Annotated in this window: 11 protein-coding genes; 1 reads left to right on the top strand and 10 read right to left on the bottom strand. The window is 63.4% G+C overall.

Features of this window, described 5'->3' with window-relative positions; genetic code table 11:
- Positions 1-97: 97 nt before the first annotated feature.
- A complete protein-coding gene (locus tag PQR54_RS06075; protein WP_408245000.1) occupies positions 98-520 on the top strand; it encodes a hypothetical protein in 423 nt (140 codons plus the stop codon).
- Between the two features lie 104 nt (positions 521-624).
- On the opposite strand, the gene PQR54_RS06070 is transcribed toward PQR54_RS06075, so the two are convergent.
- From PQR54_RS06070 to PQR54_RS06025, 10 genes are all read right to left on the bottom strand, one after another.
- Complete coding sequence (locus PQR54_RS06070) at positions 625-2,157, bottom strand: methyl-accepting chemotaxis protein (RefSeq protein ID WP_408244503.1); 1,533 nt, start codon at positions 2,155-2,157, stop codon at positions 625-627.
- A gap of 13 nt (positions 2,158-2,170) precedes the next feature.
- Positions 2,171-3,772: an aldehyde dehydrogenase (NADP(+)) gene (locus tag PQR54_RS06065; protein ID WP_408244502.1), complete on the bottom strand. Its 1,602-nt coding sequence runs from the start codon at positions 3,770-3,772 to the stop codon at positions 2,171-2,173.
- 106 nt (positions 3,773-3,878) lie between these two features.
- Positions 3,879-4,982 carry an Ldh family oxidoreductase gene (locus PQR54_RS06060; protein WP_408244501.1) on the bottom strand — a complete coding sequence of 368 codons (1,104 nt, stop codon included), beginning with the start codon at positions 4,980-4,982 and terminating at the stop codon, positions 3,879-3,881.
- A gap of 73 nt (positions 4,983-5,055) precedes the next feature.
- A complete protein-coding gene (locus PQR54_RS06055) occupies positions 5,056-6,393 on the bottom strand; it encodes an MFS transporter (protein ID WP_408244500.1) in 1,338 nt (445 codons plus the stop codon).
- A 143-nt stretch (positions 6,394-6,536) separates the two neighbouring features.
- The gene (locus PQR54_RS06050) at positions 6,537-7,295 is read right to left on the bottom strand and encodes a ribonuclease activity regulator RraA (protein ID WP_408244499.1); all 759 of its coding nucleotides are present in this window, start codon (positions 7,293-7,295) and stop codon (positions 6,537-6,539) included.
- A gap of 42 nt (positions 7,296-7,337) precedes the next feature.
- A complete protein-coding gene (locus PQR54_RS06045; RefSeq protein WP_494478640.1) occupies positions 7,338-8,549 on the bottom strand; it encodes a porin in 1,212 nt (403 codons plus the stop codon).
- A gap of 150 nt (positions 8,550-8,699) precedes the next feature.
- Positions 8,700-9,896, bottom strand: a complete 1,197-nt coding sequence (lhgD, locus tag PQR54_RS06040; protein WP_408244498.1) for an L-2-hydroxyglutarate dehydrogenase — start codon at positions 9,894-9,896, stop codon at positions 8,700-8,702.
- Positions 9,897-10,044: 148 nt separating this feature from the next.
- Positions 10,045-10,746, bottom strand: coding sequence for a FadR/GntR family transcriptional regulator (locus tag PQR54_RS06035; RefSeq protein WP_408244497.1), 702 nt, complete (start codon positions 10,744-10,746; stop codon positions 10,045-10,047).
- Between the two features lie 291 nt (positions 10,747-11,037).
- Positions 11,038-12,423: an MFS transporter gene (locus PQR54_RS06030; protein WP_408244496.1), complete on the bottom strand. Its 1,386-nt coding sequence runs from the start codon at positions 12,421-12,423 to the stop codon at positions 11,038-11,040.
- Between the two features lie 89 nt (positions 12,424-12,512).
- Entirely contained in the window at positions 12,513-13,679 is a 1,167-nt protein-coding gene (locus tag PQR54_RS06025; RefSeq protein ID WP_106304467.1) for a M24 family metallopeptidase, read from the bottom strand.
- Positions 13,680-13,768: the final 89 nt, after the last annotated feature.

The following is a 13,768-nucleotide window of genomic DNA, read 5'->3' as shown; positions in this document are numbered from 1 at the left end:
CAAGGATTTCAAGGGTGCCGTGAAAATTTTTTTGGCTCTTGAAAATACGATCCCGGACCCTACTCTCCGCGCAGAACTGTTCCGCTGGAGGACTTTCATGGACTTCGATTCAGACTGGCTGACGCTCGGCAGGCATCGCGTGCGTCTGCGCTCGTCGAGGGGTTTTCCGACCGAGCGCATGCGCACGGCAATAGACGTCATGCGCCTTGCCATCGAAAACAATATGAGCGCCCGCGCCCGCCTCGTGGACGTGGCAGTGCGGGAAGAGAAAGCGTACGAGCTCTCGGTCGGCACGACCTTCGCGGACGACCGGCTGTGCGTGCCGCAACTCGAAGCGGCGATCGCTGTCGTGCTCGGGTTGCTGCCCGGGCAGGTCCGCATCTTCGTGACGGTGGTTACGCAGGAGGAAGTCGATCTGCATTTTGGCGTCTACGAAAGAATGCTCGCGGAAAAAATTGCCGGGCTGCCGCCCATCGAGCGTGAGACGCCATCCCGGGCCGAGCGCGAGCGGTTCGTCTAGCCGCATGTGCAACAGGGCATCGGGTGCGATGGCTGCTCGTCTTCTGACTCGACGGCGGGCATTCCCTTATGCACTGAGCGTCAGGAATTGAGTCCAGCCCGGGCCTAAATCCTGAACACCGCCACCGTCTCTTTCAACATTCGCGCCTGTTCCTCGAGCGACTGGGCCGCTGCCGCAGCCTCTTCGACCAACGCGGCGTTGTGCTGCGTGACCGAGTCCATTTCCGCGACGGCGCGAGATACCTGCTCGATACCCGTGCTTTGCTCTGACGATGCAGCCGATATCTCGTCCATAAGGTCCGCCACGCGCCGCACGCCGGCGAGGATCGCCTGCATGCGGCCGCCCGCCTCGGTCACCAGCGTGCCGCCCGCCTGTACTTTTCCGCCCGATGTCTCGATCAGTTCCTTGATCTCTTTCGCGGCCGCCGACGAGCGCTGCGCCAGCATGCGCACCTCGGTGGCCACTACCGCGAAACCGCGTCCCTGCTCTCCGGCGCGCGCAGCTTCGACCGCTGCATTGAGCGCCAGAATATTGGTCTGAAACGCGATGGCGTCGATAATCGCGATGATGTCGCCGATACGGCCCGAGCTTTGGTCGATCTCTTTCATCGTCGTCACCACGTCGCCCACCACGGAGTTGCCGTGATCGGCCATGTTGGCCGCATTGGCAGCGAGAGCCTGCGCCTGACGTGCATTCTCGGCGTTATGCCTCACCGTGCCGGTCAGCTCTTCCATGCTGGCGGCGGTTTCCTGTAACGACGCCGCCTGCTGTTCCGTACGGGCGGACAGATGGAGATTGCCTGAGGTGATCTGCTGGGCCGCCGTGGCGATGGCCTCGCTAGCCTGACGCACGGTTGTGACAGTGCTAACGAGGCCGTCGCGCATTTGCGAAAGACCGTGCAGCAGCATGCCCATTTCATCGTGCGATCGCACTTCGATCCGCTGCGACAGATCGCCCGTCGCGATCCGGTTGAAGTGCCCGAGCGCCTCAGCGAGCGGACGGCCGATCGCGCGGCGCAGCGACACGAAGGTGAAGACACCGGCGAGCAGCCCAAATACGATGGAGGCAATTGTCATTGCACGAAAGCGTTGGAAACTCGCTTCCGAGTCATCGTATTGTGCCTTTGCCTGATCGCGTTGAAACTGCTTCAGATCTGCGCTCACCGTGACATAGTCCGTATTGGCCAGCGCGATTTTCTTCAACGCGACTTTGACTGCCGCGTCATCCATGCCCTTGACCGAATCCGCAAAAGCATCCAGCTGGTTTTGTACCTGGCTTCGCCTGGCACTGACCGCGGCGGCAAGACGGTTTTCATCCGACGTGGCAGGCAAGGCCAGATACTTCGTCCACGCATCCATACCCTGCCCTTTGAGCATGCGGTAAGTGGCAATGTCTTTCTCGACCGTCGGAGCGGCCGGATCGAAAGCGATCCGGTCGACGGTGGTGCGTTCGCGGCTGATCGCGAGTTCCGCATCGCCGATCAGCCGCGTGCTGGCCAGCCGGTTCGTGTAGGTCTCGCGGTTGGCGTCGTTGCTGCGCGCCATACCCGTTACGCCGAGCGCGCCGATCGCCGTGAGCAGCACACACAGGAAAAGTATCGCGGCGCCTAGACGCGTGCGTATCGACAGATTTGACATCACACGTACGTCCTTAGCGAGCGGCCGCACAGTCGAGAGAACGCTGAGTCATCTCTCCATCGACGAGCCGCGTCAGCTTGAGCGGATTGGCATTCTTCAGCGCGTCGGGCAACAACTCGTCCGGGTAGTTCTGGTAGCACACCGGCCGCAGGAAACGGTCGATCGCGAGCGTGCCGACCGAGGTGCCGCGCGCATCGGATGTGGCAGGCCAGGGGCCGCCGTGAACGATCGCGTTCGACACCTCGACGCCGGTCGGATAGCCGTTCACAAGCAGACGCCCGGCCTTTTCCTCGAGCCGTTCGATCAGCTTGCGGTGCGACAGCAAATCGCCGGGCGACGCGAGCAGCGTGGCCGTCAACTGGCCGCGCATCGCCGACGCGAAGCGCAGCAGATGTTCCGCGCTGTCGAGTTCGACCACGACCGTGGCCGGTCCGAAGATTTCTTCTTCGAGCGGCCGGCGCGGATCGAACAGCAACGCGGCATCGGCGACGAACAGCTGTGCGGCGGCTTGCTGTGCTTCACCTTGCGCGGCTGCGTGCAAGGTGATGCCTGCGTGATTCGACGCGCGTTCGAGGCCTGCGCGGAAGTTGGCGAAGATGCCGGGATTCAGCATAGTCTGCGGCGCCTGCCGCTCGATCGCCTTGCCGAGGCTGTTGATGAATGCGCCGAAGCGCGGCGAACGTACGCCGAGCACGAGGCCGGGGCTTGTGCACAGCTGGCCGCAACCGGTCGCGACCGAGGCCGCGAGTTCATTGGCAAGCGCCGCACCGCGCTCTTGCAACGCGCCCTCCAGCACAAACACCGGATTCACGCTCGACATCTCCGCGAACACCGGAATGGGTTGTTCACGTGCTGCCGCAAGATCGCATAGCGCCCGGCCGCCGCTCAGCGAACCGGTGAAGCCAACCGCCTGAATGCCAGGCGCCTGCACGAGGCGCGCACCGACGCGCTCGCCATAGATCATGTTGAAAGTCCCTGCCGGCATGCCGGTGCGTCGAATCGCGCACTCGATTGCGTCCGCCATGCGCTCCGACGTCACCAGATGGCCGGAGTGCGCCTTGACCACGACCGGACAGCCGGCAGCCAGCGCGGAGGCGGTATCGCCGCCGGCAACGGAAAACGCCAACGGAAAATTGCTCGCGCCGAACACCGCGACCGGGCCGACGCCGATCCGGTATTGCCGCAGATCGGGACGCGGCAGCGGTTGCCGCTCGGGCAACGCCTGGTCGATGCGCACACCGTAGAAATCACCCCGGCGCAAAACCTTGGCGAAGAGTCGCATCTGGTTGCTGGTACGCGCCCGTTCACCGACGATACGCGCGTTCGGCAAAGCGGTTTCGCGCATCACGTCGGCGATGAAATCGTCACCGAATGCGTCGATCTCCGCCGCGATTGCGTCGAGGAAATCCGCACGAGCGCTCGCGGGCAGCGCCCGATAACGCGGGAATGCTGCCGCCGCGGCCTCGACGGCTGCGTCGACTTCAGCGTCGGTCGCCTGAGAGAAAGCCACCGGATAAGCTTCGCTGGTCGATGCCGAGAGACTGTGCAACGAAATATCGCCACGCGCGCTGCGCTGGCCGCCGATGTAGTTGTGGCCGAGAATGGGTGCTGTCACTTGGTGTTGTGCTCGTTGTAATTGGCGTGGTGGGCAGCGCTCGCAGGTCTTCGCGCTGCGCACGCCGCCATGGTCAGGGTCGCGAGATTCAGCCCGCGCCTCAAACTCAAACAGTCAGCAGGAAAGGCGCGCCCGCGGACTGTGCGACTTCGCGGATCTTCTCGCGCAACGAATCGGGCATCGGAATGCCCTCCGCGCTGCGGGCGACGCGCGTGAGACGCTCAGGATCCCCTGGGATCAATACTGGCTGAGACGGGTCGGCGGGCTGGCTTTCGCGCAGCGCATCGATGACCGCGTCGAGGTCAGCGTGGTATTCCTCGATGGGACGGAACGCCGCCGGATTCATGGCAAGGAAGAAATGGCCGATGTTGTCCGGCTCAGCGCTTTTTTGCGTGCGGTTGCGCACGGGCGAGAACGAACCGCCGCCCAGCGTACTGCCGAGAATCTGCGCGAACAAACCGAGGCCGTAGCCCTTGTGACCGCCGAGTGTCTTGCCGTCGCCGCCCAACGGCGCGAGGCCGCCACCGAGGCGCTCGAACAGCAGCCGGTAAGCTTCGGCTGAATCGGTCAGCGGATTGCCGTTCGCGTCGAGCGCCCAGCCCGGTGGCAACGGCTTGCCCTGCAACGCGTACACCTTGACCTTGTTCGACGCGACCACGCTGGTCGACATATCGAGAATCACCGGCGGATGACGGCCGGCCGGCGTGGCAAAGGCGAACGGATTGGTGCCGAGCATCGGCTCGGCCCCGAAAGTCGGCACCACCGTTGCAAGCCGGGTCGAGCACGACACCATCGCGATCAGTCCGCGTTCAGCCGCCATTTCCGCGTAGTAGCCCGCCGCGCCGAAATGCTGCGAGTTGAACACGGAGACCGCGCCCATATCGCACGCCAGCGCTTTCTCTATAGCCAGTTCCATCGCCATGCGCGACGTGGGGTGTCCCATCGCCGCATTGCCGTCGATCAGCGCGGTAGTCGCGGTCTCGCGCACGATGCGCGCGCTCGCCTTCATGTCGATCTGACCGGCGCGATACAACTGGTCGTAGAACATCAGCATCGAGATGCCGTGCGAGTCGATGCCCTTCAGATCGGAATCGATCAGGATGTCGGCCGAAGCCGCGACCTGCCCGGGCGACATGCCCCAAGCTTCAAGAATGACCTCGATTTGCTGCCGTGCAATTGCGGCCCCGACGTGGGGCATAGTGTCTGCCATGACTGACCTGCTAAACGAAAGAATTGAATTGAAAAAAATGGCCGACGCGTCGCGTTAAGTTGAGCGTTAAAACTTATTGCGCTGTGGACATGGCCTCCGGTCCGCCGCGGCCCGCGAGACCAAGCCGCAACCAGACCACCAGCGCGCCGGTGCCGAGCAGCAGCAGGCTAACGGCGGGCACGAGCATCGGCGCGGAGGTGCTGCCCGTTACCTTGCCGACCCACGGCATGATGTTTTGTGCAAGGAAGCCGCCAACGCTAGATCCCGCCGCAATCACCGCGAGCGCCGCAGCGCCGCCCGCGCCCTTCATGAACGAGGCCGGCAGCAAGCGCGGGGGCAATGCCCAGAAACACGGGATCATCAGATACAGACACGGCGCGCCGAACGAGAGCGCTGCGAAACGCACGGCGTTGCTGAACGGCCCCACGCTGGCGATAAAACACAGAATGCCGAGCAGTGCTGCACAGAACGCTGCGATCAGCACGCGGCGCGGCGTTTTCAGACGACGCGGCAACCACAGCAGCATCAGCGATGTGATGAACCACGGAATCATGTTGAGCATGCCGTTGACGCTGCTCGTCACGCCGAAGCCTTTGACCAGGGTCGGCAGCCAGTACGCGATGCCGTAGATCGCGATAGAGATGGTTCCGTACCCGACGCTAAAGAGCGCCACCGTAACGAGCGCGGCCACTGACCAGCCACTGCCGCCGGCAAGGCGGGCGGCGGGCGGGTCCGCGCGCAACCGGCTTTCGACGACATCTTTCTCGCGGGCCGTCAGAAAGTTGGCAGACTGCGGGCCATCTGGCAGGCAATACAGCGTGACGAAGGTGAGCAGCACGGCAGGCGCGCCGGTGGTCAGGAACACCCACTGCCAGCCTGCGAGGCCGGCCACGCCATGCAGTTCCAGCGAGAAGCCGCCGATCAGCGAGCCGAGCATGTTACCCATGCTGCTGCCGAGCGTCAGCAAGCCGATGATGCCGGTGCGCTGCCGTTCAGGAAACCACATGCCGAGATAGAGGATGATCCCCGGATAAAGACCGGCTTCCGCGGCGCCGAGCAGGAAGCGCAGGATCTGGAAGGCCAATGCCGAAGGCGTCCACGCGAGCAGCAGCGTCGCGACGCCCCACGTGAACATGATCCGCGAGATCCAGCGGCGCGCGCCGAAGCGATGCATCAACAGATTGCTCGGTACCTCGCACACCAGATAGCCGATGAAGAACAGCGACGACGCAAAGCCGTACGACGCCTCGCTCATCTTCAGGCTGCTCAGCATCTGCAGCTTGGCGAAGCCGATATTGGCGCGGTCAATATACGCGACCAGGAAAATCGCAATCAGCAACGGCACGAGCCGCCACGCTATGCGCGTAAAAAGTTGGTCTTCAATGCTTCGATCGGTCACTGTCGTCTCCATGCCGGACCGCCTTTTGCGCGGTCCGTCGTAAATGCTGATGCGGGTGGTTTCGTACGGCCTCGCCGCACAGAATCATTTGTTAGAGCGGCCACCTGCGCTCGCGCGACTGCATCATTGCGCGGCACAGGTCACCGTTTCCCTGCTTATAGTCCAGACCCGTTTGCAGACGGGCTCTTTTTCCATGCTTCGAAGTCGGCGCGCGTCGCCTCGTCCGGCGGGTACAGGCCGAAGGTCGAGCGGCCAGCACGCACCTGGGCGTCGACCCAGTCTTCGAATACCGTCATCGCCGCGGCTTCTTTAGCGATCTCGTTGGCCAGATGCGCCGGAATCACCACGACCGCTTCCGCATCGCCGACGATAATGTCGCCCGGATACACCGCCACGTCGCCGCACGCGATCGGCACGTTCAGATCGATAGCATGGTGATGAATCAGGTTGGTCGGCGCCGACGGACGCGCCTGATAGCATGGGAAGTCGAGCTTCTGCAGATCCGGCGTATCGCGAAAGCCGCCGTCGGTGACGACGCCGGCCACGCCACGCATCATCATCCGCGTGATCAGAATGCCGCCCGCCGAGGCCGCGCGCGCGTCCTTGCGCGAATCGACCACCATCACGTGACCAGGTGGAATCTCCTCGACGCCGCGGCGTTGCGGATGGCTGCGATCCGAGAACACGCCGATGTGGTCGAGGTCCTCGCGGGCCGGAATGTAGCGCAGCGTATAGGCTTCGCCAACCATGCGCGCGGCCGCCGGATTGACCGGCAGCACGCCTTGCACGCAAACGTTGTGAAGGCCGCGCTTGAAAAGCGCCGTGGTCAGGGTCGCCGTGCTGACGTTGCGCAGGCAGGCGCGGTTCTCGTCGGTGAGCGGGCTCGGGATAGTCGCTGCGGTCGCTGAGGTCACAGATTTACTCCTGGTTTCGATGAAGTGGTGGCCGGCCGGGCGTCAGAACTTGTGGCGAATCGCGAAACGGACTGTCGCCTGCTGGTTACCCGATGCAGGCGTCAGGCCATTAAGCGAGGCGCGCGCTGCGCGCCCGGTCGAATCGGTGCCCGACGCGTGCTGCAAAACGCCGATCAGATAGAAATCGGTGCGCTTGGAGACGATGTAGTCGGCACTCAGCGAGCCCTGTTGATATTTCGCGTGATTCGCCCCGCCGCCGTCGGTGTAGTTGTAGGCCGCGCCGAACGAGAGCGCCGGCGTCAGCTGATACTGCAAGTTGACTTCAGCGCTGTTGAAGCTCGCGGTGCCGCCCACGCCGGCCGGATTGAGCGGCGACACCGCGCCGCTCAGATGCCTGAATTTCGTGTTCGAATAAATCCCGCCGAGGGTCGCCGCGCCGATCACGTAGGTGGCGCCGGCGCTGATGATCTCTTCGCTCTGCGCCGAGGCATAGCCATTGATCACCGGCGAGCTGCCGAAGTTGTTGGTGGCCGCCGTCGCGCCGACTGCCGTACCGAAGAAAGAGGCATTCGGATTGCGCGCATTCAGGTAGCCGACGCCGACCGTGAGCGGCCCGCGAGCGTAACCGGCGCCGAGCGAGTAGATCTGGTTGCCGGCCATGCTGCCCGGCACGCCGCCGAAGCTATACATGCCTTCCGCGGTCAAGCCTCCATAGCTGGCCGTGCGGTACTTGACCGCGTTGTTCACGCGATTGGTGTTGTTGAGGTTGTCGAGGTCGCCCGGATGCGCGCCGATGCTGCCCGAGAACATCGCGCTCGGCATCAGCGGATGGATGTAGTCGACCACCGGATCGTACTGACGGCCGAACGTGACCGTGCCGTACGGGCTCGAAACCCCCACATACGCCTGGCGGCCGAACAGCAGCGAACCCTGGCCCATCTTGCCGCTGTTCACGTCGAAACCGCTTTCGAGCACGAAGATCGCCTTCATACCGCCGCCCAGATCTTCATTACCGCGCAGACCCCAACGGCTGCCGCTCAGAATGCCACTCGACAGGCTGTACTGGCTGTGTCCCTGGCCCGGGCTCGTTTGTACGTTGCTCGTGTAGTTGATGCCCTCGTCAATGATGCCGTATAGCGTCACGCTGCTTTGCGCGTGAACCGCTGCCGGCGCTCCCGCGGCGGCAAGCGCGGCGAATGCGAATGCCACGTGTGCGGCGAGAGGTTTCGAAGAGGTTGCGAGGGACTTATGCACTGCGAGGTCTCCAGTCATTTTTTTCAATGCAGAGAAGAGTTGCGCTTTGCCGATGCACGGCGGACACAACGGAAAATCCAACGAGGCGATGACTGGCCTCGTCGGCGGAAACGGTGTTGTTCAATGGGCGTGCCGATGGGCGCCAGTCAGTTACGCGGCCTTCAGAATGCGATCGGCGATCATCGAGCCGATCGGCATGGCCGAGGTCGCGGCCGGCGAAGGCGCGTTGCACACGTGCACCATGCGCGGCGTGTCGGCGAACAGGAAGTCGTGCACCAGCGTGCCGTCGCGCATCACGGCTTGCGCGCGAATGCCGGCTTCATAAGGCAACAGATCGTCGACCGTCAGCGACGGGCAATATTTTCGGCACTGCTCGAGATAACCGCGCTTGAACAGCGAGTTCTTCATCTCGCCCATGCCGGAGCCCAGGTTGCGCCAGATGGTTTTCCAGAAACCGGGAAAAGCGGCGTATTCGGCGACGTCACGCAGATTCACGGAAAGCTTCGGATAGTTTTCGCGGCCGAACCCGAGCACCGCATTCGGTCCGACTGTCACGCTGCCGTCGATCATCCGCGTCAGATGCACGCCGAGAAACGGCAGATCCGGGTCGGGGATCGGATAGATCAGATGGCGCACCACGTTATTCTTCGAGGCCGGGAGGCGGTAGTACTCGCCGCGAAACGGCACGATCTGGTGATCGATTTTCACGCCCGCGAGCCGGGCTAGCCGGTCCGATTGCAGGCCGCCGCAGACCACCAGCTTCTTTGCCCGCCATTGCTGTTCGTCCGAAGCGCCGACGGCAACGTAATCGTCCAACTCGGCAATCGACGTGACCTGCGTGCCGAGGCGAATTTCGCCGCCCGCTTTCCTGATGACGCGCGCCATCGCTTCGCATACCTGACGGTAATCGACGATCCCCGTCGCATCGAGGAACAAGCCGCCCATACCGACGATATTCGGCTCGCGACGCTGCAACTCGGCGGCGTCGAGCCGCTCAACGCGCAAACCGTTCTGTTGCGAGCGCGTGTAAAGCGCTTCCATGCGCGATAGTTCGAGCGGATTCGACGCGACCAGCAGCTTGCCGCACACGTCGAACGGAATTGCGTGCTCCGCGCAAAACTGCTTGGTTGCCTCGGCGCCGCGCTTGCACAACTCCGCCTTCAGACTGCCCGGCTGGTAGTAGATGCCCGCGTGAATCACGCCGCTGTTGTGTCCGGTCTGATGCTTCGCGAGCGTGGTCTCTTTCTCGAGCAGCAGCAGCGAAGCCGTGGGCTCCCGTTGCAGCAACTCCATCGCCGTCGCGAGACCGACAATGCCGCCACCAATGATGCAAAAGTCGTAAATCATGTTTTCTTGTTCGCTTCTACTCGCGGTTCAGCTTGCTAAACGCTGTCTCGTCCGCTTATCAGGTTGTCAGACTAAGTGGTCAAAAAAAGAGATCGCCTCGCGGGTGTGAGCGCGGACCGCCAAGGTCCGCGCCGCCTGCCCGCTACCGTCAATCGCTAGGGGGTAACTCGATTTTCTGGCGTTTGGCTGCGGCGCGCAGATGCCGCTCGGCGGACTCGGCGGCGGCACGATGGTCGCCGCGCTCGATAGCCTCGTATAGCTCGCCGTGCTCCTGGCGCGCGTAATCGCCCGCGTGGCTCGCCGTGTTGGCCCACTGCGCGCGACGCACCGCCACCAGTTGGCCGCGCAGGAAGTCATGGAACGCGACGAAATACTCGTTCTTGGTTGCTGCAGCGATGGCCCGGTGAAACGCGACATCCGCCGCGGAAGCCGCGTCGAAATCAAGGCGTTTCTTTTCCATCTCGCGGATCGCGTCGCTCATGCGCTTCAGATCTTCCGGGGTACGTCGGCGCGCCGCGGTCATCGCGGCCTGGGTTTCGATCCACAAACGCATTTCGAACAGTTGCGCAAGATCGAGCTTCTGGTTGCCGCCGCTCGGCAGCCGAAAAACCGTCCCCGACGGCGTTTGCGAAATGAACGATCCTGTGCCGCGCCGGGCAACCAGGACGCCGTCCGATTTCAGCTGCGCGATTGCCTCGCGCACGACTGAGCGGCTCACGTTGAGCCGTTCCGACAGTTGCTGCTCCGTTGGCAGGCGCGACTCGGCAGGAAAATGACCAGCATCGATTTCCGCGCGAAGTGCGCTTACCACACGTTGCACAAGCGAATCGGGACGTTCAAGCTCAAGCATCAACAGAATCTCGTTTTCATCAGGTTGTCAGACAATAGCGAATTCCTCTTGCAGTGTCAACGTCGGCCTGATTCCCGCTCACCGACCATGGAATCTTTTTAGCGCTGCGCAGCAAGCGCAGGACCTGCACGCCGCAGGGTCGAGCCGTGCCGCCGTCCCAAACCGGCGCCCCTGCGACTGACCTGGCCGACGAGGCGTCCATTCGCATCCTCGTTTGCGACTCGACGGCCGCCGCTCCGTCGCCGCAATCGGCCAGGTGATACACGGCATCGCAACCGGATCGATTTGCGCTCAGCGCGTCAAAGGACGCGGCGAGTGCGCTGACGCACGCGCGCCCAGCGCCGCGGCCGCTTCATCTTCCGGCTCTGCCGACAGATCCCGCCTGAAAGTCTCCGCGAGGAAAAACGCGCACACCAGGCTCAGCAACCCCGTTGCCGCGATATAGATCGAAATGGGCAGCGTCTGGCCATAGGTCGCGAACAGATAGGTGGCGATCAACGGCGTCGGCCCTGACGTGATAATGCCGGCGATCTGATACGGCAGCGACGCCCCCGTATAGCGCACCCGCGTACCGAACAGTTCCGCGAACCACGTCGATTGCACGCCGTACACCGACGCCTGGCTCAACGCGATACCGCAGACGTACGCCACGAAAATCAAGGTCGGATTGCGCGTCTCGAGCAATGGAAAGAACGCGAATCCATAGATCGCGACGAACACCGCGCCGAGCATGAACACAGTCCGGCGTCCGATCACGTCCGACAGTTTGCCGAACAGCGGCAGCGTGATCAGCGCAAACGCGCAGCCCACGATGATGGCGTTCAGCAGCAGCCCCCGCGACAAACCGAGCCGCGTCGTTCCGTAGACCAGCACGAACACGTTGATCACGTTGAAGGTGATGTCGACTGCGAAGCGCGTGCCGATCGTCAGCACGAGGTCTTTCGGATGCCGGCGCAGCAATTCGACCAGCGGCGCCTTCACGACCTGCTTGCTAGCCTTGATCTGTTCGAATACCGGCGACTCCATGACGCGCAGGCGGATGAACAGGCCGATCGCGATCAGCACGACGCTCAGCAGGAACGGCAGGCGCCATCCCCATGAATAGAACGCGTCCGACGGCATACTCGACACGGCTTTGAACACTGCGGTCGAGAGCATCAGCCCGAGCGGCACGCCCAATTGCGGGAACGCGCCGAAAAAGCCCCGCTTGCTGGCCGGCGCCGTTTCGACCACCATCAGCACCGCGCCGCCCCATTCGCCGCCGACGCCGAGCCCTTGCATGAAGCGCATCGCCACCAGCAGGATCGGCGCCCAGACGCCGATCGACGAGTAAGTCGGCAGCAGGCCGATCACGAAGGTGCTGACGCCCATGATCGTCAGCGTCGCGACGAGCGTCGCCTTACGTCCGATACGATCGCCAAAGTGCCCGAAAAACACGGCGCCGAAAGGCCGTGCGAGATAGCCGACCGCAAAACTGCCGAACGCAGCGATGGTGCCGACCACCGGATCGAACGAGGGGAAGAACAGCTTGGCGAAGACCAGCGCCGAAGCGGTGGCGTAGAGAAAAAAGTCGTACCACTCGATGGCGGTCCCGACCACCGAAGCGACCAGCACACGGTTGACGGCCGACCGGCTGATAACCGGCGCGTTGCCGGATGAAACAGGCGATGTATTCATGTCTCCTCCCTTCTCTGGGAATCTATGTCTTGAACTGCTGCGTGCCGGCGGCGCGGATTCGCCGGCACGTTACGTTAAATTCGCTGCGCTCACCAGTGCAGTTCCATCGGGAACTGGTCGAGCGTTTCGACGCCGCCCGAGGTCAACCGCACGATACGTTCCGTGCGCAAACCGCCGACGTTCGGTACCGTGATCGTCGCCTTCAGGGTGAAGACCATGTTTTCCTGCAGCACGGTCTTGTTGCCCGGCCCGATCCACGGCGCCTCTTCTTCCGGATCCATGCCGGTGCCGTGACCGGTGCCATGGCCGCGCGCTTCGCTCGAGTATTGCTCGTAGTTCGATTTCACCAGCGCCTGCTGGATCACCGCGTTCAGTTCCATGGCCGCCATGCCGGGACGCGCGGCGGCCAGCCCCGCTTCGACCGCGCGCGCCGCTGCCGCGACGATCGCCATCTTCTCGGGATTCGCCGGACCGTAGGTGAAACCGCGTCCGCCATCGGCGACATAACCACGATAACGCGCGCCGATGTCGGTCATGATCAGGTCGCCCGGTTGCAGGATACGGTCGGTGGGACGCGCCAGGTTATACGCCGAGCGCGGACCGGATTGCACCATCGAATCGAACGCGGTCCGCTCCGCTCCTCCCGCGAGCATCGCGCGGTCGGCGATTAGCGCGAGTTCACGCTCGGTGTAGGGACGGCCGTCGGCGAGCGCGTCGCGAATCGCGGCCATCGCCGAATCGGTCAAGGCGGCGGCTTTGCGCATCAGCGCCACTTCGGCGTCACTCTTGATCGCCTTGATTTCCGCCAGCACCATCGTCGGTTCGAGCTTCAGTTCGCCGAGACCGGCGTTCAGGCGCTGCAGCAAATCCGCGGGGATATAGGCGGCGCCGGCGAGGCCGACCGTGCCGCTGCGATGCCGCGCCGAAAATGCCTGCACCTGTTGCGTGACTTCTCGCAGGCTGCGCACCTCGAAGGCGGTCACGCTCGTCGCGTAGTCGAAGCATTGATCCGACACGAACAGCACGGGGTCGCCGTCCACCGGCAGCAGCAGGATCGCGTTGGCAATGTCCGATACGCCGTCGAGCGGACGGAACTCGGTGAAGTAGCCGATGTTCGCGCCACGCCAGCAATCGCCGAAGGCCAGCAGGCCGACCAGGCCCGCTTTGTCGAGTGCGCTGCGGACCTTGGCGACGCGGCCGAGGAACTCGTCGGTCGTGATGCCTTCCGGCGGGATGTCTGCGGTACGGATGTTCATTGCTTCTTCGTCTCCTGTGCGGCTGCATGCGCGGATGCTGGATGCAGCCCGTTCTCGATGCCCATGATGGGAAACCGGCCGCCCTGGAA

Source organism: Paraburkholderia phytofirmans, from assembly GCF_046028095.1.
GTDB classification, from domain to species: Bacteria; Pseudomonadota; Gammaproteobacteria; order Burkholderiales; family Burkholderiaceae; genus Paraburkholderia; species Paraburkholderia phytofirmans_A.
The sequence above is the reverse complement of the archived record's forward strand: the minus strand, read 5'-3'. Positions and strand labels throughout refer to the sequence as shown.

Coding starts and splice junctions, on each gene's coding strand:
- PQR54_RS06075 (WP_408245000.1), top strand. CDS start 98: ATGGACTTCGATTCAGACTGGCTGACGCTCGGCAGGCATCGCGTGCGT.
- PQR54_RS06070 (WP_408244503.1), bottom strand. CDS start 2,157: ATGTCAAATCTGTCGATACGCACGCGTCTAGGCGCCGCGATACTTTTC.
- lhgD (WP_408244498.1), bottom strand. CDS start 9,896: ATGATTTACGACTTTTGCATCATTGGTGGCGGCATTGTCGGTCTCGCG.
- PQR54_RS06035 (WP_408244497.1), bottom strand. CDS start 10,746: ATGCTTGAGCTTGAACGTCCCGATTCGCTTGTGCAACGTGTGGTAAGC.
- PQR54_RS06030 (WP_408244496.1), bottom strand. CDS start 12,423: ATGAATACATCGCCTGTTTCATCCGGCAACGCGCCGGTTATCAGCCGG.
- PQR54_RS06055 (WP_408244500.1), bottom strand. CDS start 6,393: ATGGAGACGACAGTGACCGATCGAAGCATTGAAGACCAACTTTTTACG.
- PQR54_RS06060 (WP_408244501.1), bottom strand. CDS start 4,982: ATGGCAGACACTATGCCCCACGTCGGGGCCGCAATTGCACGGCAGCAA.
- PQR54_RS06025 (WP_106304467.1), bottom strand. CDS start 13,679: ATGAACATCCGTACCGCAGACATCCCGCCGGAAGGCATCACGACCGAC.